14 protein-coding genes and 2 pseudogenes are annotated in these 21,408 nt (G+C 43.3%); 8 read left to right on the top strand and 8 right to left on the bottom strand.

Annotation, left to right across the window (positions count from 1 at the left end; translation table 11 throughout):
* Positions 1–152: 152 nt before the first annotated feature.
* Positions 153–977 carry a DUF2797 domain-containing protein gene (locus tag AB6E85_RS15870; protein ID WP_372143193.1) on the top strand — a complete coding sequence of 275 codons (825 nt, stop codon included), beginning with the start codon at positions 153–155 and terminating at the stop codon, positions 975–977.
* Positions 978–1,129: 152 nt separating this feature from the next.
* Here AB6E85_RS15870 and AB6E85_RS15865 read toward each other — a convergent pair whose 3' ends face one another.
* Together AB6E85_RS15865 and AB6E85_RS15860 are read right to left on the bottom strand one after the other, a co-directional pair.
* Complete coding sequence (locus AB6E85_RS15865; protein ID WP_372143192.1) at positions 1,130–2,380, bottom strand: diguanylate cyclase; 1,251 nt, start codon at positions 2,378–2,380, stop codon at positions 1,130–1,132.
* Positions 2,381–2,730: 350 nt separating this feature from the next.
* Positions 2,731–3,615, bottom strand: coding sequence for a LysR family transcriptional regulator (locus AB6E85_RS15860; RefSeq protein WP_372143191.1), 885 nt, complete (start codon positions 3,613–3,615; stop codon positions 2,731–2,733).
* Positions 3,616–3,847: 232 nt separating this feature from the next.
* Between AB6E85_RS15860 and AB6E85_RS15855 the strand changes: the two genes are divergently transcribed.
* A complete protein-coding gene (locus AB6E85_RS15855) occupies positions 3,848–4,519 on the top strand; it encodes a type 1 glutamine amidotransferase domain-containing protein (protein WP_372143190.1) in 672 nt (223 codons plus the stop codon).
* 158 nt (positions 4,520–4,677) lie between these two features.
* On the opposite strand, the gene AB6E85_RS15850 is transcribed toward AB6E85_RS15855, so the two are convergent.
* Both AB6E85_RS15850 and AB6E85_RS15845 read right to left on the bottom strand, forming a co-directional pair.
* Positions 4,678–5,913 carry a cysteine desulfurase-like protein gene (locus tag AB6E85_RS15850; RefSeq protein WP_372143189.1) on the bottom strand — a complete coding sequence of 412 codons (1,236 nt, stop codon included), beginning with the start codon at positions 5,911–5,913 and terminating at the stop codon, positions 4,678–4,680.
* A complete protein-coding gene (locus AB6E85_RS15845) occupies positions 5,897–6,553 on the bottom strand; it encodes a 2OG-Fe dioxygenase family protein (protein ID WP_372143212.1) in 657 nt (218 codons plus the stop codon). Before AB6E85_RS15845 ends, AB6E85_RS15850 begins: the two co-directional genes overlap by 17 nt.
* A gap of 536 nt (positions 6,554–7,089) precedes the next feature.
* Between AB6E85_RS15845 and AB6E85_RS15840 the strand changes: the two are divergent.
* Both AB6E85_RS15840 and AB6E85_RS15835 read left to right on the top strand, forming a co-directional pair.
* Positions 7,090–7,371 (top strand): annotated as a pseudogene (locus tag AB6E85_RS15840) (helix-turn-helix transcriptional regulator); the annotation flags it as partial.
* Between the two features lie 109 nt (positions 7,372–7,480).
* Positions 7,481–7,939: pseudogene (locus tag AB6E85_RS15835) on the top strand (IS3 family transposase); the annotation flags it as partial.
* 115 nt (positions 7,940–8,054) lie between these two features.
* Here the strand turns inward: AB6E85_RS15835 and AB6E85_RS15830 are convergent.
* The 4 genes from AB6E85_RS15830 to AB6E85_RS15815 form a co-directional block, all read right to left on the bottom strand.
* Positions 8,055–9,971 carry a response regulator receiver domain gene (locus AB6E85_RS15830; protein WP_372143188.1) on the bottom strand — a complete coding sequence of 639 codons (1,917 nt, stop codon included), beginning with the start codon at positions 9,969–9,971 and terminating at the stop codon, positions 8,055–8,057.
* Positions 9,971–13,036: an ATP-binding protein gene (locus tag AB6E85_RS15825; protein WP_372143187.1), complete on the bottom strand. Its 3,066-nt coding sequence runs from the start codon at positions 13,034–13,036 to the stop codon at positions 9,971–9,973. Before AB6E85_RS15825 ends, AB6E85_RS15830 begins: the two co-directional genes overlap by 1 nt.
* A 50-nt stretch (positions 13,037–13,086) precedes the next feature.
* Complete coding sequence (locus AB6E85_RS15820; RefSeq protein ID WP_372143186.1) at positions 13,087–14,262, bottom strand: DNA cytosine methyltransferase; 1,176 nt, start codon at positions 14,260–14,262, stop codon at positions 13,087–13,089.
* A 183-nt stretch (positions 14,263–14,445) separates the two neighbouring features.
* Complete coding sequence (locus AB6E85_RS15815) at positions 14,446–14,832, bottom strand: DUF6575 domain-containing protein (RefSeq protein WP_372143185.1); 387 nt, start codon at positions 14,830–14,832, stop codon at positions 14,446–14,448.
* 299 nt (positions 14,833–15,131) lie between these two features.
* Between AB6E85_RS15815 and trxB the strand changes: the two genes are divergently transcribed.
* The 4 genes from trxB (at position 15,132) to AB6E85_RS15795 (ending at position 21,376) form a co-directional block, all read left to right on the top strand.
* On the top strand, positions 15,132–16,091 hold the full coding sequence (gene trxB, locus AB6E85_RS15810; protein WP_004733400.1) for a thioredoxin-disulfide reductase: 960 nt from the start codon (positions 15,132–15,134) through the stop codon (positions 16,089–16,091).
* A 161-nt stretch (positions 16,092–16,252) separates the two neighbouring features.
* Positions 16,253–18,037, top strand: coding sequence for a heme ABC transporter permease/ATP-binding protein CydD (gene cydD / locus AB6E85_RS15805; RefSeq protein WP_372143184.1), 1,785 nt, complete (start codon positions 16,253–16,255; stop codon positions 18,035–18,037).
* Complete coding sequence (gene cydC / locus AB6E85_RS15800; protein WP_050652177.1) at positions 18,030–19,751, top strand: heme ABC transporter ATP-binding protein/permease CydC; 1,722 nt, start codon at positions 18,030–18,032, stop codon at positions 19,749–19,751. The genes cydD and cydC overlap by 8 nt, the downstream gene beginning before the upstream one ends.
* 224 nt (positions 19,752–19,975) lie before the next feature.
* Positions 19,976–21,376 carry a hypothetical protein gene (locus AB6E85_RS15795; protein WP_372143183.1) on the top strand — a complete coding sequence of 467 codons (1,401 nt, stop codon included), beginning with the start codon at positions 19,976–19,978 and terminating at the stop codon, positions 21,374–21,376.
* Positions 21,377–21,408 lie beyond the last annotated feature (32 nt).

The raw sequence follows: 21,408 nt of genomic DNA, 5'->3' as shown, positions 1-21,408 counted from the left end.
CTCATCAATTATCCATCGCAATAATCGAGCAATATTGCGTATAAATGCAGACTCTATTTGTTATACTCATCGCAAATCATCGTTAACAGTATCGCCTGTTCACAAGGCGAGCGAGTGGACGAAATAATAATCAAAATACAACGAGTAATGTCATGTCTTTATTAGCAAAAGGAACACTCAAGAAAATGAGTGCTTCCCTTGATGGTGCGGTTACTTACCGTTTACCTGTAGGTGAAGAGTTTGTAGAGCTAAACCCTCTGATTGGTAAAACCATCAACCTCACCCATACCGGCAATATTTTTTGTTGTTCGTGTGGTAAGAAAACTAAGAAAAGCTACTCTCAAGGCCACTGCTTTGTGTGCATGAAAAAGCTAGCAAGCTGCGACATGTGCATCATGAAACCAGAGATGTGCCATTACGATGAAGGCACTTGTCGTGAGCCTCAATGGGGCGAAGAGAACTGCATGGTTGATCACTTCGTTTACCTATCGAACACATCAAGCCTAAAAGTAGGTATCACTCGTCATACTCAAATCCCTACCCGTTGGATTGACCAAGGCGCGACTCAAGGTTTGCCTATATTGAAGGTAAAAACACGTCAGATTTCTGGCCTGATCGAAGTTGAATTAGCAAAGCACATTGCTGACAAAACCAACTGGCGCACGCTGCTAAAAGGCGACGGCGACGACATGGAGTTGGTAGAAAAAGCCAAAGAACTGTTGCCATTGGTTGAGGATAAAATCCAAGAGATCAGAGCGAAGTTTGGTGACGATGCAATCGAGATTCTGAGCGAAAACATCACTTCACTGAGCTACCCAGTTGATCAACATCCAGTGAAGATTGTATCGCACAACTTTGATAAGAACCCTGAAGTGACAGGCGTACTTCAAGGCATTAAAGGCCAATACCTAATCCTAGATACTGGTGTGATTAACATCCGTAAATTTGGTTCTTACGAAGTGGAAGTGTCTGCATAACTTGTAGAACTTAAACGTTTCTTATAGTTAGAGGCGTTTCTTATAGTGAGAAGCGTTTAGTGAATAGCCAAAAACTAAAATGCCCTCAAGTGATGACTTGAGGGCATTTTTCGCTATCGATTCTATTCGCCATTGGATAATGGTTATAAGCGTTAAAGCGCAACCACATCTCCGTCTACACAATTCTTACCTTTGGCTTTCGCGCGATAGAGAGACTGATCGGTTAAATTCACGAGTGCATCAATTGTGACACCGTCTTCACAGGCTCGACTATCACTGATTCCGATACTGACACTCGAATTAAATCGAATCTGTTCATCGATTTTGAACTCGACTTGATGGAACTGTTGGCGAACCCCTTCTGACACCTCGTGTGCTGTTTCAAGAGACGCATTTGGGATAAATATAATGAACTCTTCACCACCCCAACGGCCTGCGACCCCACCGACTTTCTCGGCATTGCGCTTGGTAATATTAGCCAAAGCACAAATGACCTCATCACCAACCATATGACCGTAAGTGTCATTAATCGACTTAAAATCATCGATATCTAGCAGCATACACACAAGGTAGTTGTTAGATGACATGTGCTCTCTCAACCACTCATAAATCGCTCTGCGGTTAAGTAAGTCGGTCATTTCATCGTAGTTCGCTTGGTGAACCAACTGCTTTTCCAACATCACCTTTTGCGTCACATCTTCGAGTACAACCTGAACGGCTGGCTGACCTTTCCAAGTAATCGCATTGTCGTAAATATTGAAGAACCGATGAACGCCGTCAAAGCCAATGTTTTCAACCACGGTACTCGTGCCTGACAACTCACCCGACACGATCGCGTGATAGTGCTTGCTGATGCCATCGGCATTCTGTTTTGGTACCAGTTCAAGGATAGAGTCCAACTCTAATACTTGCTCGATAGAAGCAGCGCCTTGCATGTTGACCCAAGATTGATTAACCATCAGCGGCTTGAAATCTCGGTGAACCAAGATGCCCTGCCCAGATTGCATGATCATGTCGTGATACATCTTATCTTGCTCACGCACCGCATTTTGCAGCTGAATCGCAGGGGAAAGATCGATCACCGTGACTTGCAGTGCAGGTCTTCCCTGCCACTCCGTCACATGGTCGATAGAAAACACGGTGAACTCTCTGCCATTACGATCAACATTGGTATAGGTGTGAACCTGAGGGTCGCGTTGACCACTGACCGTTTCAAGGTAATTTTGATAGGCGAGAACATGATAATCTTCTGAGATTAGATCTAGAAAGCTATCGATATTAGAAAGTAGTTCTTCGGGCGATGGGTATCCATAGATGCGAGCATAGTTAGCGTCAACACTCACTACATTCATATCTTGAATAGTTATTACACTGTACGTGGATTCGAAATTTATTGAAGACATTGCCAACTCCGCACTCTAGCTACACTTCATAAACTGGAGCATAACAACACATCCTGCCAACGCTTCCACAGAATCTATCACGCGTTAGGGACATTAATATGGTATCTAGTATATCGTACTGTTGCGGGCTTCTCTACAATTCAATCGCTAACACCAGTTATCAAAAGTAGACAAGTCTCTCATTCCTATTACGCGCGTCAAAAAACAAAAAAAGATAACGTATATCTATGTAAGAATTAGCTTTTCTGTTTTCGACCTTAAAGTAGGTAGCTAGCGCTAATCACGACTCTTTTCAATTCCGTTCATTATTCACTTCTAGCATGTTGGCTGTTCGCTTAAGACCTCGTCGGTTACTCATTCCAATCCGAAAAATAAGCGACTAAGAAGTCGATCGCCAATCTTGCTCTCTGGGGTAAAAAACGACGGTTTTGATAGACGACCCAACTGCTGGTTCCCGCTCCCCAATACTCTTCAAGCACCGGGACCAGTTTTCCATTACTAAGACCGCCATTGAAGCTGCTTTTGGGTAGGTAGACAACACCAAGCCCCTCTTCACATGCTTTCAGTACTGCACTCGAATTGTTGCTGCGCCAGCGCCCATGTACTCGAACTGCATTTAACGGCTTGCCCTCTTTCTCAAATAGCCACTGATCACTGTTGGCGATAATACAGCTGTGCATTTTTAACTGCTCTGGATGAGTCGGCGTACCAAATTGCTCTATGTAGTCTTTACTGGCTGCTGCCGCCATCGGGCGATCGACGAGCTTTCTTGCCACCAATCCTGAATCGTCCAATCGACCATAACGAATCGCGAAATCGATGCCATCTTCGATGAAGTTAACCATCTTGGTATTGAAATTCATTTCTATGGTGAGCTCAGGATGATCTTTAGCAAACTCCATCAGCGCCGCTGCGACATGATTTTCTGCAAAGGCTCCTGCCGCACTCACACGCAAAGTACCGCTAAGCTGAGTCTGCTGAGAAGTCACTTGCTCGTTCGCTTGCTGAAGCCCAATGACCAAATCTCTACACTGCTGATAATAGGTATGACCCGATTCGGTCAGGCTCACGATTCGTGTAGAGCGAGCAAGCAGTGCCACACCCACTCTCTCTTCTAACCTTGAAACTTGGCGGCTTACATGACTGGTACTGCAACCCAGTTGTTTTGCTGCTGCAGAAAATCCGTGACATTCGGCTACCGCAACAAACTCATTAATCCCTTCAAAGCTATCCATACTTCACCTGTTAACGTCTAACGAATTCACATTCGACTAATTCACATCTTACTATTGCTATATAGCAATAATGTTTTGCCTATTCGTATATTATCACTCAAATGGTTTACTACTAGTATTGCAGGTAACGAAACAGCGGCATCTCTATTAGAAACACTGATGTCTGTCTTAAAAACGCGGATGACTAAACAACGACGCTGAAACCAAACAAACGTGCTCTAAGGGACGAATCATGAAAAAAATACTAATACCTGTAACTAACCACGCAACACTAGGCGACACAGATCAAGCGAACGGTACTTACGCGCCTGAACTGACTCATGCTTTGAAAGAGATCTTGGCTGCGGGTTTTGAGTACGACATCGCGTCTATCAAGGGTGGCAAAGGCCCGTTGTATGGGACCGATATTGAAGGGGATTCAGTAAACGCTGAGATCTTGGCTGATGATGATTTCCAGAACCGCATCAACAATACGATTCCTGTAAACCAAATTAATGCAGAAAGCTACGATGCTATCTTCTACCCAGGTGGTTTCGGTTTGCTTTCAGACCTAGCAACCAACGAGCAATTCGCTGCTATTGCGGCTAAGCATTATGAAGATGGCGGTGTGATTGCATCAGTATGTCACGGCCCTGCGGCGCTGCTTCCGATTGTTTTAAGCAACGGCGAGAAGCTACTAAGCTCTAAATCGGTGACTGGCTTTACTCGCGAAGAAGAAATCGACTTTGGCACCATCAACGACATTCCGTTCCTACTGGAAGAGTCTCTTGCTCGCAGCGCTGCGCGTTTCAACAAGGTTCAACCTTGGCAAGAGCTTGTGATTGTTGATGAGCGAGTGATTACAGGCCAGAACCCGACTAGCGCACACGCTGTAGGTGCATCTCTGGTTAAACAACTTTCTTAGTTAAATGAATCGCTTATTTAAATCAATAGCTTAATAGAATAACTGCCGTTGAACAAACAAGCTCAATCAAACAAAAAGAGCATACTTACACCTCAATATTCATGAGAGAAGTATGCTCTTTTCTAATTCTGTCGCTATTAAGTGCTAGTGACTTCTTGCTAATTACTTCGCAAGATCCCTTCAAGCACATTGAACAACAAGTCGATCTCTTCAATCGAGTTGTAATGCATACAACCAATACGCACCACGCCCTGCTCTTCAATACCCAACTGCTTCACCAGCCCTAATGCGTAGAAGTGACCATTCCACACACAGATATTATGTTCACCCAACTTCTTGGCGATGAACTCTGGAGAATGGTTTTCAAAGGTAATCGCAAACGTTGGCGTTCTTAAATTCGAGTCAAACTCCGTCTTACCGTAGAGTTTTGCACCTTCCAGATCACCCAACCGTTTTAGGAAGTACTCACTCAGCTGGCTTTCATGCTTGTTATAAAGCGCGTAGCTTTGCTCTAAACGAGAACGCAGTGAATCTGTTGGCTCACCAAACTGTGCCAAGTAATCAACCGCTGCAATCACACCCGCTAGGCCTTCGAAGCTTTGTGTTCCTGTCTCAAAACGGCCTGGGCCAATGTTAGTGGCAGGTTCTACTTTGTATGGCTTTAACGTATGCAGCCATTGAGGCGCAATGTAAGCAATGCCCACATGCGGGCCGAAGAACTTATAAGCCGAGCACGCTAAGAAATCGCAATTCAGTTGTTGAACATCGATCAAGTGATGAGGAGCATAATGCACAGCATCCACATAAACCTGCGCACCGTGCTGATGTGCAAGCTCGATAACTTTCGCCATATCGACAATCGAACCTGTGGTGTTCGAAGCAAACGTCACCGCAACAAGCTTGGTCTTCTCATTTAACAGAGACTCAAAGTGTGCCATGTCTAGGCTGCAATCCGACTCATCTACACGAACTTGACGAACAATCGCGCCTTTGTCGTCTGCGGCTTGCTGCCAGCTTGATACATTCGAGTAATGGTCTAACGCAGTGACAATAACTTCATCGCCCTCTTTCCAATCGCGGCTGATCGCTCGGCTCAGTTGGAAGGTCAGCGAAGTCATGTTCGCACCGAACACAACGTTGCCAGAAGACTCAGCATTAAGCAGTGCTTGCGCCGCTTCTCGCGCTTGCTGCATTAAACTTGTGGTCTTTTGGCTAGAAAAATAGTGCCCACCTAGGTTTGAATTGAAATGCCCTAGGTATTCGGTCATTGATGCTAAAACATTCTCAGGCACCTGAGATCCACCCGGACCATCAAAGAAAGTGACTGGCTTGCCATTATGATATTGGCCTAACGCGCTAAACTGTTGGCGCACATCATTAAGAGTGAAGGACATTGCGCGCATCCTTAGCCGTTAATACAAACACATCCATGTAGCCCATCTCGCCGTGGTCTATGGTACGAATCGGTTGTGCATTGTGCCAAAGCTTACTGTCAGCAAGCATTGCCACTTCGCCATCGCCTAACACTTTTCTAAAGAATGGTGCTTCGTGGCTATCTTGATACAGCATCACTTCACCACCAACGATGTTGTGACGAGTAACACCAATGATCGCGATGTGGTCAAAACCATCTTGGTGAACACCTTCTGGGGCAACCTGAGTTTCTTCAAAAATAGCGGCAATGCGGATTTGATGGATTTCGATTTCTTGTCCGTCTTCAAGCCCGTTGGTTTCAATAAACAGTTCACACATCTCTTGCATGCCTTCACTGCTTAGGATTTGTGCTTCAATCGGCTCAAACTGACGAACAACGTCACCTTGAAAGTGATTAATGTCTTCAGACTGAACAAAGTTATGTTTGTCTAGCTCAACGACTTGTCCATTACTGAATTCAACCACTGAGTACCTTCTCAATCGGAACTGGCCATCCGCATGCTCTGTGCTTGGTAGCTTAGAGAATGATGGTGACAACTCCTCAACCGCATGGTTACTGAGGTGGGTAATATGTAGGGTATTTTCGTGAGCATGTAACATCATCGACTCCTTAATGATTGTTAATTAACTTTCGATATTTAACGTTTTATTTACATAAAGGATACTTGAAGATCTTGCCAAATCAACATTAAACAATCATTTATCCCGTCAGATTTAATAATTCAGACACTAAATCCAATAGAGAAATAAAAAGCAGTGTATAACACCAGAATAAAAGATGACCAACTCTTAAAACTAGCACACTCCACTAGCTAGTTATAAATCCCTAAAAATTTAAATTTAACGATATTATCAACTAGAAAGCCAAATTTCATATTGTGTCAGCCCTTTCCCTTTCATACGCCAGCCTCCTTGCCTGAGTTCAGCCCTCACTCTCGCCATCATTCATTTCTATGCTTTTGCATAGCGAAATACGACCTACCTATCAATTGGCAAGCTATTGATTATTTACACAACAAACTGAAATTGGTTAATTTATGAGTACGCCAGAAACCAAACGCCTTTGCTTGCGCGTCTGGAACAGGTCGAGTTCGGGGGGAACTCGGCCGCCCTCAAATGATTTTCCGTAATAATAAATCGGTGTTAGCTCAAACAACACCTTCCTAATGCCAGTTCGTGGCGACAGCATGACCCCTACTCTAAAAAACCAAGCACTAATAATGGTTAACCGCATTGAAGATTTTGCAGGTGACGGAATTTACGTGTTCCGCTTCGACGGCCTGCTAATGGTGAAGCGCCTGCAATTTACGAAATCAGGATTAAGCGTAGTCAACGACAATACAACCTACGAGCCATGGGAACTAACAAAAAATGAAATGACCACTGTTGACTTTAAAATCATCGGCGAAGTCGTTTAGTCAGTACAAAGAGGTTAGGTTACTGAAAAAGAAAAAGCCACGTATTTACGTAGCTTTTAATCTTGATTATGTCCCGTCCTGAAATGTGTTTACACATTGAGGACTAATGATGACCATTCCAAATAAACACTACGTTAAGCGCACTCAGCGTGATTACACACTAGGCTTTAAATTACAGGTTGTAGACAGGCGACATGACCTATAAACAAGCCCAATCAATTTACGACATACAAGGTCGTTCGACCGTTCTTACTTGGTTAAGAAAGCATGGGAAATTGGATTGGACAAACAATCCAAGGAAGAGCACGATGCCTAAATCACCGAGAGCGAATGAAACGCTGGTCCAAAAAATAAAACGACTTGAACAAGAGCTTGAAGATGAACGTCTCAGATGTCTTCTTCTCAATAGGGTTGTTGATATTCTTGATGCTGAGCACGGGATGTCGCTAAGAAAAAAGTATATAGCGAAGGAGCAAGAGGCCTTCAAAAAGAGAAGAAAGTAAGCTTAAGTAAAGCTTGTTCATTGCTCTATATATCTCGTCAGTGTGTCTATAAGAGAGAAAAGCGTGAGGCCACATCTCAGCCTAGGTATGAATACGCCAAATAAGATGCATGAAAAAAGCCAGCAACTTGCGTTACTGGCTTACTAAAATCGTCAACGTATTTTAGGACGAGACATTATCTTAATCCGTTCTAAAATCCGCAGTAACAAAATCAACACCGATACGCCCTTCATGATGACTTTGCACAGCTTGATAACGGGCAGCGTAACTACTTTCAAGCTGAGAAATTGGGATCATTGTCAGCTCTTCAGTCTGCACACCTTCGTTTTGATTTTTTAATTTAAGCGCCTTTATACCTTCGCAGCTTAAACCTCGGTGATTATGATTAACAATCACCAACTTAACTAAATCGGGCTGTTTCGACACAGGGTCGATGACTGTTAATGCAATCCGAACATCATTGTCCGAAATAAACACATATGAGGATTGATGAGCATTACTCAATGCCTCTACAACATCAACTTCTTCTAGCTTAGCGAAAGTCAGTAAACGATGAGGATCTAATTGAGCTGCATTATCAGCATTTTTTTGCTCCGGTACTGTGTCGCAACTTGGAGTTACGCACATAAACCAACGAACTTTCCCACGCTTCTTTGATTTTAGAACTGTGCCAGTAGTTATATAAGTAGGTAAATCTGTTTTCGTTGTCGTACGTTCATTTAGAGCATGGACAACATTTTGACAATACTCACTATTGAACTCCGCTTCGCAAGCTAGGTTGTTTAGTTTAGCTCTTTCAACCGCACTCGTTATAAATGCTTTATGCTCATTTCGAGTACGGTTAGTGAGCTCAACAAAATCTAATGATTCGTGTAATGTGCTATTAGCTAACTCTTTGATAAAATTAGGAACAGCTCTATTTTCCCTACAAATTAAAGTTTCAGAAACATCTTCGAGCACTCTTCGTAACAAGTCTTCCGATATCTTCAATTGAGAGGTTGGATTTTCTTTCAAAATAGACCATAAGAGCGCAACCTGTTCATGTTGAGACTTGCCTAGGACTTTCGCCATCGAGAAATTAGAATCTTCTATTTGGTTCTGTACTTCTGAAAGAACCACACGATAAAAATTAGGGTACCAATTTTCGAGAGCTATTCGAACCTGCTCCCAAACTTCCGTAGGGGTTACATCTCTGTATTCACCGCTTTGTTCATCTAACCGCTTTTTTTCACACAAAACGACAAACACTTCACCAGCCTGTAACCACATCTCATCATTGCCATGAACCTTAAGACCCGATAGATCACAATCATTTCTATTGCGCTCACGTACACTAAGCTCAAGCATCCACTCAACGTGCTTTTTATTAGGTAGGTTGTATCCTTCGCCTTCACAAATAATTGACAGTTCTTGAGTCAACAATTCAATGTTACAATCACCTTTAATAAATTTAGCCTGGATTGTTCTGTTCGTTATACCTGCCCATTCTGACAACCATTGTTCACTATTGTTATCCCACTGAACTTTAAGTGCTTGGTCATTAAAGAAATCGACTGGCGCGACTTTTACACTACCACGAAGCGTTGACGCGACCTCATCCCAGACTTTCTTTAGCGGTTCTGCTGTATATATGACCACAGTATTCATATGTTTACTGGTGCTCAATTCGCTAACTAGACTCAGAGATTTCTCCGCACGATTATCTCCAATTTTACTCAGGTGATAATCCAGTATGATCAAGTCACTTTTACGGACTTTGTCGCTATCGAGGTTTAGCGTCTGATTTTCAACATCGCAAATAAGCTGGCGTCCATGAAAAAATTCGACGAAGTTCTTAGCGACTTCCGAAAACATAAGATCTTGATCTGCAGCAGCTATAACTTCGCGAATGTCAGTCAACTGCCCTCTCAGAAGATCGACTTCATTTGGAACATCGTGTAAGACACCCAGCAACTTTTCATCGAGAGCATGTAAAGCGCCAACATAAAATTCAGCTAGCTTTTCATATGGCAAGTATTCATCATCAATTAACAAAACTGATTTAATGGCATTATCACGAAATGCTTGTACGATTTTATTTTTATATAGCTCTGGCATTATCTTACTTCCATCCCGCGAAATTTAATTACAAAGTTAGCGCCATCTTGAATCAGTTTTTCTTCTGGCTTTTCTGCGTACCAAATTTGATGGCGTGCAACTGCTAAGTTCTGCTTTGAAAGATATAACCCTACCCCATTACCACTTGGTCTTCGGCTATAAAACAACTGGAATAAGTTTCCTATATCATCGGGATCTATAACTGGTCCATTATTAGCAATAACAACAAAGTTATCAACGATATCTACTTTTACGATACGTTTATTCTCAGCTAAACCAACCCAGTAAAGGGCATTATTCAATAAGTTAATAAACACAGGGATAATACGTGACTGTACATCAGTGACATACATACGTTTGAATGCGTCACCAAATTCTAAATGTACATTTTGCTTCTCAAACTGCTGATTAAAAAACTTCTCTATGTTCTTAATTATTTCTATCCCCGAGATATCGTCTCTTTGTTGATAGCCAGAAAGTTTGAGTGGTGACAAAAAGCGTAGGTAGTTCGTAAACTGTTTATGCGCTTTCATCGCATTTTTAAATCCAAGTTCTTCTCTTGCATTGCTACTCATAGAATTGAGCGAACGCGTTACGGTCTTATCTTGCGATGCTAGCTCATGTGCAAGTATTTCAAAGCTAATTCCTGATTGTGCCAAACTACGTATTTGGTTAATTTCTTGCTCAGCTTTTACCCGTTCTTCTTCCGCTAGAGTGAATGCAGATTCAATATCTACACCTTGTTCTAGCTTGCTAAGAGCTCGTAAAAAACCTTCATATTTAGTTGATATATCGTCGGAAAGCTCACGATATATTTTATCTAGTGCATTCAACTCAAATTCGATATCACTTGAGTTGGTTACTGAATCCAATAATACAAGTGCTTGAGCCTCATACTGCTCTTTGTCATTCCTAGCTTCTTTTCGCCAAGTATTTTGTACACGATCAAGCGTTTTTTCTATTGCATTGGTGTATTTGTTTACCTGCCTAGCTATTGAAGCCTCACTAGCGTCATATTTATTCTGCGCGCTTTCTATAGGGCTGCGTTGTTGAGCAACCGCTTCTAGCTTGTTCAAACGTTCTCTACATGTTTGCAAGAGCTCCCCGAATTCGCCAAATAAATCTCGATAGGCTCGGTACTGTTCTTCCAATAACTCGTCCATCTTTGCGGGTTTATTTGGTGTTTTAAGGTCTGGAAGAACCTCCTCTAGAGCATTAACTTTGGTTACCAACTCATCAAAATGATGAAGAGAAAACTTTATTTCGTCGTTTAGTTCCTGATAAACATTCCGAGCGGATGCAACACGTTGATTAAGCTTCGGTAGATTTGCGTCGATCGACTCTGTAAACGTTGTTTTTGATATACGAGCGGAGGTGTTTCGAGCCTTAACTTGCTTTTTCTTATCTTTAGAAAGTTGTTCAAGCAAAATTTTACGTTCTTCAGATTTACCACCAAAAAATTTATCAGCAAGCTGAAGCAACAGTGATTTTACTATTACTTTGAGTTCACGAGCGGCTTGGTTTCTAACAAAACCCTCCCGACCAGCTTTGTCTTTTAAACGCTGATTTGCTTTTTGATCTAGTGAAACATGACCAAACAGACGTCGAGATGCCCAATAATAACGACCTGCACTTTTACTTCGATTTTCTTCAATTTCAAAAAAATCATTATCAGGTCGCCCATAAGGCAGTACACGCAAACCATCTCGAAAGACCATAAAGCCAGAGAACTTAGCTGCTTGCTTCTTCAATAAGTCATATTCTTCTTTTGAGTGTGTAGTCTTAGCAAGCTCGAGTTCAAACGTCCCTAACCTTATATCGAATCCTCCAGCCTTGGTAAATTCGTCCATACCCGGAGTACGGCAAGGAAACGTGACATCTGTATATTCCTTCCCGAAAGCAATGACATTGCCTCGGAACCAACCCTTTTCGTCTACTTTTCCGACGACTTGATGCTCTAGAGATTCAAATTCAGCAAGACCAAAAACGTCATCACCACTAATGATGCTTTCAACGGAACTTGAAGCCGTACCATCCTGTTCGAATGGAACAATTGAATAATTAAAATCTTCATAAAGCCAACATGTAGCCAGAGAGCTCGATTCATATTTAGCAATATTCTCATCCCAAGCTTTTTCCTGAAAGGGATCGACAAAGGCTCTTAGCGTATCGACTACATCCTCTTTAATCGCTATATATTCTTGAGCTTTTCCACTCATATCCCCGCGATTAGTTAGTAATGAAAGGTCCCGGTTTAAGTCAAAAAGAAATAGCGCGGTTCCATGCTGACCCTCACCATTACTTTCGGTTTTTTCCAGCAGCTTTTTCCATGAATTAACACTATTCGGGTCTAATTCAAAAGTCTCGCATAATGAACGTACCTTTTCTTGTGTCGAAACAAAAACATCGGTGTCTTTTGGGTTGTGACGTAATTCAAATGCATCTTTTTCATCTTCAGTGAAGCGCTGCCACATATGACGTAGAATCTTCTCATCTTCAGTATGTGGTTCGAACGCTAAATTATTCAGCATGTCGTCTTGGAAGCCTTTACAAACCTCGGGAAGCAATTCTAAGTCGTCAAACTCTTGCATTGGCACTTTGATATCATGCAAACCAAGATAAGTATTTTCAAATAAACGCCAATCGATTAATGCCGCAGAAAAACGAGAGTTAGCCTTTTTAGTTACAATTAACGTAACGGGAGCGAGAAAAGCTGTAGAAAGCCTTCCAATCCCCTTTTCGCCTTGAGTATAGCGAGGCTTTAATCCAAAACGGTCTTCCGGAGGTAGAAGGTCTTTCTTTGTTTTTGAAGCTGTGCCGATGGTTATCCAACTATTACTAAGTTGGTCAAAAGTCATGCCGCAACCATTGTCAATAATGGCACCGCATTTAACATCACCATCGAATAGGTGAAGAGCTACGTCTCGGGCGTAGGCATCGTAAGAGTTTTTCCAAAGCTCGCTGATGGCTGTAGGTGCATCAGCAATTTGCCCTTTACCGAGGTGGTCAATCGTTCGAGCTTGAGCTTTAAACGAAACCGATTTTCTGGTCGAATTCTGGTTCATATCAAATGGTTACGAATAAAAAAAAGTGCCTAACATTGTAGGCACTTTTTCTATTTCAATCCATTTATAATCGCATATATGAGCTTATAACCGAGTATTGTGGGAACTGCGTTGCCAATTTGCTTGGCTTGATCAGTTGTACTGCCCGTAAAAATGTAATCATCGGGGAATGTTTGAAATCGAGCAGCATGGCGCAATGTGAACCCATGGTGCTTCCAAGGGTGTACAAAACGACCTTTTGATGGATTATTACAACCAGTCGTCATGGTGTTTGATGGTGTGTGAATTATCACTCTACCGTATACATCTTTATGCCCACCGTAGCCATTCGCATGGCACTTAAGTTCAAACTCTGGATCTGCATCCATTCGGCTACCATTTAAACGAGTCGATCTAAAACGCCTTTGCATCTTTTCCGTCGGCTTCATATGAACATTACAAGGGTCATCTTCATCTACAGGGTTATCCGACTCTAAGCCTCGAAGTAATGTTCTGGCTTCATCATCCGATAACTTAGTATGTGGGCGAAAATGCTTCTCTATATATTGTTCTATCAGCTCTGCAGTGAGTGGTTCAAATACGGTAGATGCTGTTTTCCAAGGCTTCTGATTTTGCTCTTTCACTTCTTTAGAATTGGGATTAAAGAACTCTGGTGCCGGTGGAAAAGTTAACTCGTCACGTTTCACGTTTTCTCGAACACCGAGAATAAACGCACGTTTACGGTTTTGGGGAGTCCCGTAGTCTTTTGCGTTTAACGTATCGCAGAAATGTATGACGTAGCCATTGTCTTCAGCAAGCTGCTTGAACTTCTCTAGGTAAGAGGCATGCTTTTTCCAGAATAAGCCAGCAACGTTTTCAACAAGAAACGCCTTAGGCTGAAATTCTTCAACAAAGTCGTAGTAGCGTAATAAGAGTTTGTTACGAGGGTCATCTACCCCTGCATCTTTTATTCTGTGGCTTGAGAAGCCTTGGCAAGGAGGACCACCAAGAATCAGCTGTAACTCGCCCTTTTTAAGGCCAAGTTCTTTCCTAAGTTCAGAGGGATCTATCTTTAAGATGTCACCATTGAGCAGCTTGGTTTTCTGCTCTAGTCTTTCAATTATGTTTTTTTGGTATGTATGAGCCGCAGACGCATCTAGCTCTATAGCCGCTAACACATCAAGACCAGCTTGATGAGCTGCTAAGCTAAAACCACCTGCCCCTGCGAATAAATCAATTGCACTCATAAACCACAAAACCTAACAATAATCTGACTGGCGCATTCTACCGATAAAATCGTAGAAAGCTAATAAAGGAAGATTAACAGCCCATTAAACAACCATTCTATGTTTATAAGCCTTACCTATAAACATTGCAATTCCACTAACGCCAACTCAATTTAGTGACATCAGGTGAGAAAAATGGAAAACTTAACTCACACAAGCTTCTTCAAGGTCGATTTCAAAATCAACGGGCGGTAGGTTTACTAAATGCTTGTTCGTTGTGTTTAGCAGTTCGACTTTCGCGGGCTTCCCTACTTCGTTTGTGTAGATAGTCGCTAAGTAAAGCTTGTCAGATCGGTGGAACGCATCGTGAAAGCTCATTTCTTTGTTTAGCAAGCTGGCTAGCAATGGCTTGGTGACCGGAATGTAAGCCCACTTAATGCATTGGCCGTTGTCGTAATCCCCACTCCAATACACCATGAACCTTTGGGTGTTTTCATTCTTAACCGAGAAACACTTCGGCCCTAAGACGTCTTGATACACTTCCAGTAGTTCCAATTTACCTAGCTGTGTGCCTGTTGGGAGTAAGTTCATTGCTCGTTCCTCATATTTCTAACTTTGCCTATAATCTTATAGTTAAATACTGTTTTTATATACAGTTATTTGAGCGTATTTTGATATGGCGGTTCGAAATCGAAAAGGCGGCAGCAACAATTCTTGAAGAAGACGGTGGTTTAGGCGATCTTCCAGCCACGAAAACGTTTGTCTCCATTAAGTTCTAACGTATAACGATTAATTACACTTCAGCCCTTGTTTACACTTTTATTGCCTCCATATTTTCCATACAATCCTAAGCGATTATAAATAAAAACAATTTCAATTTCGGAGTCCTCATGAGCGACGTAAAGCACTGTAATTTATTGATTCTTGGTTCTGGCCCTGCTGGCTATACAGCTGCAGTTTACGCTGCTCGTGCAAACCTAAACCCAGTACTGGTTACCGGTATGCAGCAAGGTGGTCAGCTTACAACCACAACAGAAGTAGAAAACTGGCCGGGTGATGCTGAAGGTTTAACGGGTCCAGCACTGATGGATCGCATGAAAGAGCACGCAGAGCGCTTTGAAACAGAGATCCTGTTCGACCACATCAACGAAGTCGACCTATCTAACCGCCCTTTCCGTCTTAAAGGCGATTCAGGCGAGTACACGTGTGATGCATTGATCATCTCTACGGGTGCATCGGCTAAGTACTTAGGTTTGGATTCTGAAGAAGCATTTAAAGGCCGTGGCGTTTCTGCTTGTGCAACGTGTGATGGTTTCTTCTACCGCAACCAGAAAGTGGCGGTAGTTGGTGGTGGTAACACGGCTGTTGAAGAAGCACTTTACCTGTCTAACATCGCGTCTGAAGTTCACCTAGTTCACCGCCGTGACACGTTCCGCGCTGAAAAGATCCTAGTGAAGCGTTTAATGGACAAAGTAGAGAACGGCAACATTGTTCTTCACACTGACCGCACGCTAGACGAAGTTCTGGGCGACGATATGGGCGTAACTGGCGTTCGTATTAAAGATACTCAGTCTGACAAGACAGAAGACATCGAAGTAATGGGAGCATTCATTGCTATCGGTCACCAACCAAACACTGAAATCTTCAAAGGCCAAGTGGACATGAAAGATGACTACATCATCGTTCAGTCTGGTCTTGAAGGTAACGCAACACAAACCAGCATCCCAGGCGTATTCGCTGCAGGTGATGTAATGGACCACAACTACCGCCAAGCAATTACTTCTGCAGGCACAGGTTGCATGGCTGCATTGGATGCTGAACGCTTCCTAGATGGCCTTAACGATAAGTAAATCTGAGATTGCAGATTTGATTATCGGAGCTCTCGCCTCAGTAGATGCAGGGCATCATCACAATTTGTTGTAAATCCCTAGAGCCCAGCGGTATATCCACTGGGCTTTCTTTTGTATACTACCCGCCCTCAACAAATAATAATTATCATTAAGCCTTCATAATGGATAAGAAAAAACAACGCAGCTTGAACAAGTGGCTTAAGCAACAGAGTAAGTTAGCGAAACGCTGGCTTATGATTGCGATTAGCCTTGGCGTACTTTCAAGCGTGTTTTTAATTGCTCAAGCAGCTCTTCTCGCCTCTATTCTTCACCAGCTGATCATCGAGAATGTCGATAAATCTGAACTGGTTGGTCATTTCGCAGGCTTGGCATTATCGGTCGTTGGCCGTGCTGGCTGTACATGGGGACGTGAGATCGCAGGTTATCGCTGTGGTGAACAGATCCGTGTCTACATCAGGCAACTCATCCTTGATAAGTTACGTGAGTTAGGCCCTGCTTATATCAAAGGCAAACCTGCGGGTACATGGGCAACCCTATTACTAGAACAAGTAGAAGACATGCAAGACTTCTTCTCTCGTTACTTACCTCAGATGTCTTTATCGGTAATGATTCCATTCATTATTTTGGTTGTGGTGTTCCCAGTTAACTGGGCAGCGGGACTGATCTTCTTGATTACTGCTCCACTGGTGCCGATGTTCATGGCACTTGTGGGTATGAAAGCAGCCGACGCAAACCGTAAAAACTTCAAAGCACTGCAACGTCTTTCTGGTCACTTTTACGACCGTTTGCAGTCAATGACAACCATCCGTCTATTTGATCGCACTAACGCTGAAACAGAGGTACTTAAAGGTGCATCTGAAGTGTTCAGAACGCGTACCATGGATGTGTTGAAAATCGCTTTCTTGTCTTCTGCTGTCCTTGAGTTCTTCACGTCGATCTCTATCGCAATGACAGCGGTTTACTTTGGTTTCACCTACATTGGTGAGCTTAACTTCGGCCACTACGGCGCTGGCATTACGCTATTCGCAGGTTTGTTTATCCTTATCTTGGCGCCAGAGTTTTACCAACCTCTGCGTGATTTAGGTACTTTCTACCATGCGAAACAACAAGCGGTTGGCGCAGCCGAAAGTATTGTCGAGTTCCTAGAAACCGACATCACTAAGGTTAAATCAGGCGACACTCAGCTCGATCCGGCTCAAGGCATCAATATTGAAGCTCAAGATCTGAAAGTATTGAGCCCTGAAGGTGTTCAATTGGTTGGCCCTATTTCGTTCGCCTTGAACACTCGTCAATCGACTGCGTTAGTTGGCCCAAGTGGTGCGGGTAAGACAAGTTTGATTAATGCCATTCTTGGTTTCATGCCTTATAAAGGAAGCTTGAAAATCAATGGAATTGAACTGCGTGACCTAGACTTAGCCTCTTGGCGTAAAACGATTAGTTGGGTTGGTCAAAACCCGTTGCTACTGCATGGCACAATTCGTGACAACGTCACCCTAGGTAAGCACGATATCACTGACCAAGTTGTCGAGAATGCACTTGAGCAGTCTTTTGCTAACGAATTCGTAACTGAGCACGGCTTGGATTACATGATCTCTGATCGCTCTGGCGGTCTGTCTGTGGGTCAATCTCAGCGTTTGGCTCTGGCTCGCGCAATGATTCAAGACGGTCAGTTCTGGTTATTAGATGAACCCACAGCCAGCCTAGATACTCGTAGCGAACAGTTGGTAATGAAAGGCATTAATAGCAACATCGAAAGCCGCACTGCCCTACTTGTGACGCACCAACTTGCCCCGCTTCAATCGGTCGATAACATTCTGGTTATGCGCGATGGTGGTCTTGTTGAACAAGGTCATTACTCTCAGCTTTCGACTGCGGGTGGTTTATTCGAAGAGATGCTTAACGCGAACTTAGCTCAACAAGATAATAAGGGTAATTTAGATGCGTGATTTACTGCCTTACCTGAAACTCTATAAAAAGCATTGGTTTGGCCTATCGCTAGGCATGCTATTGGCTTTTGCTACTCTGTCGGCTTCTATCGGCTTGTTAACGCTATCAGGTTGGTTCATTTCAGCTTCTGCGGTTGCTGGCCTTACGATTGCGCGTGAAACCTTCAACTACATGCTACCAGGTGGTGGTGTACGTGGTTTGGCAATGAGCCGAACAGCGGGTCGTTGGGGTGAACGTGTTGTTAGCCACAATGCGACATTCAAACTGTTAACTGATCTGCGTATCTTCTTCTTCAAGAAGCTGGCTCCGCTCATCCCAGGTCGTATCTCAAACCTTCGTGACGCTGACCTACTGAACCGTTTGGTTGCTGATGTCGACGCCATGGACCACGTGTACTTGCGCTTAGTAAGCCCAGTGACCGTCGGTGTGTTCGGGATCTTCTTCCTGACTCTGTTCTTGATGTGGTTCGATAGCTCACTAGGTTTAATCTTAGGTTCTATCCTTCTTATCATGCTGTTGGTTTGGCCAATCTTGTTCTACAAGCTGGGTAAACGTAACGGTGGTGAGCTGACACAAAACAAAGCGGATCTTCGTGTAACGACGCTAGATTGGATTGAAGGCTACAGCGAACTGACTCTGTTTGGTGCGGAAGAGCGTTACCGTAATGCGATTCTAGAAACGCAACGCAAGCTGATGGCGAATCAGTTTGTGAACGCTAACCTAACCGGCATGGCTTCAGCAGCGCTAATGTTGTTCAACGGTTTGACGCTGGTTCTTATGCTTTGGCTTGCGGCTGACGGCGTGGGTGGTAATGCACCAGATCCGTTCATCGCGCTAATGGCATTCGCAACCATGGCTAGTTTTGAACTATTAATGCCAATCGCAGGCGCGTTCCAGCATTTAGGTCAAACTCTGTCTTCTGCACGTCGCTTGAACGAAGTGATTCTGTCTGAGCCTGAAGTTCAGTTTGCTGAAGAGAAGCTCGACATCAACAAGCCGCTGGATATTACGTTCTCAAACGTGACGTTCAACTACCCTGATTCTGAGCGCAATGTTCTGAACGCTGTCGACCTAACGATCCCTGCAACGAACAAGGTTGCGATTGTGGGTCAAACGGGTTCTGGTAAATCAACACTGATTCAGCTTCTGACTCGCTACTGGGATCCTAAGAAGGGTTACATCTCAATTGCGGGCATTGAACTGACTCAGTGGAATGAATCACAGCTTCGTGAATCAATCAGTGTGGTAAGCCAACGTGTCGACATTCTAAATGGTACTTTGCGTGACAACTTGTTGATTGCAAGACCAGAAGCAACCGATGATCACTTAGCGAATATCTTAAAAGACGTTGGCCTAGAAAAGCTGCTTGAGAATAACGCGCTTGATAGCTGGTTAGGTGATGGTGGTCGTCAACTGTCTGGTGGTGAGAAGCGCCGTATTGGTATCGCACGTGCGATTCTTCATGATGCTCCTATCCTGCTTCTAGATGAGCCAACAGAAGGCTTAGATAAGCAAACAGAGCAAAGCATCATGACGCTGTTCGAGAAGCACTTCGAAGGCAAGACGGTTATCTTCATCACGCACCGTTTGATTGGTCTGGAATCGATGGATTCTATTGTTCTGATTGAACAAGGCGAGATCGTTGAAAACGGCTCTCACGAGAAGCTATTAAACGAAGAAGGACGTTACTTCCAACTTCGTCAGGCAATCTAGCTCCTTCATAAGTTATAAAGAAAACCATTCAAAGCCCGAGTTTATACTCGGGCTTTTTGTTGTCTGTGATTCTAGTATCGAGCAGCCCAAACAAATAACCTCCGCCAATCACTTGTTGCTTATTTGTAAGCACTATTAATACATTACTTACAAAAGCTTACTAAGAGCAAATGCCATTTCTTGTAACATGCTGGCTTTATAGCTTGCAGATAACTTGGTCCCCTATGGTATACAAACTCACAATTCCAACTCTAGTTCTGACTACGATGCTCACCGCGTGTGGCGGAAGTAGCGACGGTAAAGCATCAAAGAATGTCATCGACGCATCAAGCGCTAGCTCAGTGGTTAGCTTAGGAAGTAATTACTCACTGCAATTCAGCGTGAAATCGATTGCTGCGGGTACAGACAAGAACGTGAACATTGATATTACCCAGTACGGTAATACACAAAAAGCGAGCGGCAGTTTCGCGCAAGTCCACGGCATTCCTGAGCGCAATTACAAGACCCAAAGCGACGCAGATATCACCTTCTCTGTGACAGCAACAAACTCAGCGGGTAAGACGTTTAACGTTGAAAATTTCGATATTTACTACGAAAACTTTAACACAACAAAGACACTTGAAGACCTTGCTATTGCTGAGGTTGAAAACGACATAAACAACGTCATTCGATGGAAACAAGCGGATACCGTGACCATCAATAAGCAATTCATTATTGATGCTACTGGCATCAAATTTAATATCGACCAAATGAGGCCTATGAACCTCTATGTTCGTGTTGGTAACACTCTGAGCAATGGCATTCAATTTGTTCCATCCTTCGCTCAAAGCGCCTCAGAGACATTCTCACGTGTGCCTACAGCTGACTGTTCTGTTATCTCAAATACAACGGGTGAGCTGCTTAAAAATGGCATCAATCAACGAACTTGCGTAGAGGCTCATGGCTACAAGATCCCACTGTTGATCGAAGATAAATCTGCAAACAATTCAGAGGCAAAAGTCGCTCATGTTAAGAACATCATGGAGTACTACCTTGATAGCTTCCCTGCTGAAGTGACTAAGGCAATTTACGACAGCAAAGCGACCATGGGATTCTTTTACGATGAAGATTGGTCTGACAGAGATGGCGGTGACTTCTTAGATGAAAATTACCGTTTCCAAGATCTGTTCGCGACTGAAACTACTGACATAACAACAGGCGAGAATAAACCGGATCTAGTCACTCAAAGAGACGCTGCGTTTGAAGAGATCATTCACTTTGTACACGATTACGGTGTGATGAACCTAGCGGTGCAATCATCTTCATCGAAATGGGGTGTGATGCAGAAGGAGTTAGATGAACTGAATGAGAAAGCGATTCTTGCCGGCTCTTACTTTCCAAACGGTAAAGACTCGACGATTGTTGAAGCTGATTTAGACGCTGAGTCATACGACCAAGAGTACCTAGCCTATTCTCTGTATGCCTACTACGACCTGAACTATAAGGGTTACAACGCGCAAGAGTTAAGTTCTGCAACCTTCACAGAGCTACAAGCGAACGACCCTGCGATGGTGAAATTTATGGAGCAGTACTTCCCGACTCGTGCGGCCCTTAAAGCTAAGTTTCCAGGTTACCCGAACAATTAGTTTGGGTCACAACTCTAACTAGCACGCACAAA

This window comes from Vibrio sp. 10N.247.311.51, from assembly GCF_041467855.1.
Classification (GTDB): domain Bacteria; phylum Pseudomonadota; class Gammaproteobacteria; order Enterobacterales; family Vibrionaceae; genus Vibrio; species Vibrio coralliirubri.
This window is presented reverse-complemented; position numbering and strand designations above follow the sequence as displayed.

Bases quoted from the DNA above. Each gene is read 5' to 3' on its own strand.
- AB6E85_RS15870 (WP_372143193.1), top strand. From the start codon at position 153: ATGTCTTTATTAGCAAAAGGAACACTCAAGAAAATGAGTGCTTCCCTT.
- AB6E85_RS15865 (WP_372143192.1), bottom strand. From the start codon at position 2,380: ATGTCTTCAATAAATTTCGAATCCACGTACAGTGTAATAACTATTCAA.
- AB6E85_RS15860 (WP_372143191.1), bottom strand. From the start codon at position 3,615: ATGGATAGCTTTGAAGGGATTAATGAGTTTGTTGCGGTAGCCGAATGT.
- AB6E85_RS15855 (WP_372143190.1), top strand. From the start codon at position 3,848: ATGAAAAAAATACTAATACCTGTAACTAACCACGCAACACTAGGCGAC.
- AB6E85_RS15850 (WP_372143189.1), bottom strand. From the start codon at position 5,913: ATGTCCTTCACTCTTAATGATGTGCGCCAACAGTTTAGCGCGTTAGGC.
- AB6E85_RS15845 (WP_372143212.1), bottom strand. From the start codon at position 6,553: ATGTTACATGCTCACGAAAATACCCTACATATTACCCACCTCAGTAAC.
- AB6E85_RS15830 (WP_372143188.1), bottom strand. From the start codon at position 9,971: ATGCCAGAGCTATATAAAAATAAAATCGTACAAGCATTTCGTGATAAT.
- AB6E85_RS15825 (WP_372143187.1), bottom strand. From the start codon at position 13,036: ATGAACCAGAATTCGACCAGAAAATCGGTTTCGTTTAAAGCTCAAGCT.
- AB6E85_RS15820 (WP_372143186.1), bottom strand. From the start codon at position 14,262: ATGAGTGCAATTGATTTATTCGCAGGGGCAGGTGGTTTTAGCTTAGCA.
- AB6E85_RS15815 (WP_372143185.1), bottom strand. From the start codon at position 14,832: ATGAACTTACTCCCAACAGGCACACAGCTAGGTAAATTGGAACTACTG.
- trxB (WP_004733400.1), top strand. From the start codon at position 15,132: ATGAGCGACGTAAAGCACTGTAATTTATTGATTCTTGGTTCTGGCCCT.
- cydD (WP_372143184.1), top strand. From the start codon at position 16,253: ATGGATAAGAAAAAACAACGCAGCTTGAACAAGTGGCTTAAGCAACAG.
- cydC (WP_050652177.1), top strand. From the start codon at position 18,030: ATGCGTGATTTACTGCCTTACCTGAAACTCTATAAAAAGCATTGGTTT.
- AB6E85_RS15795 (WP_372143183.1), top strand. From the start codon at position 19,976: ATGGTATACAAACTCACAATTCCAACTCTAGTTCTGACTACGATGCTC.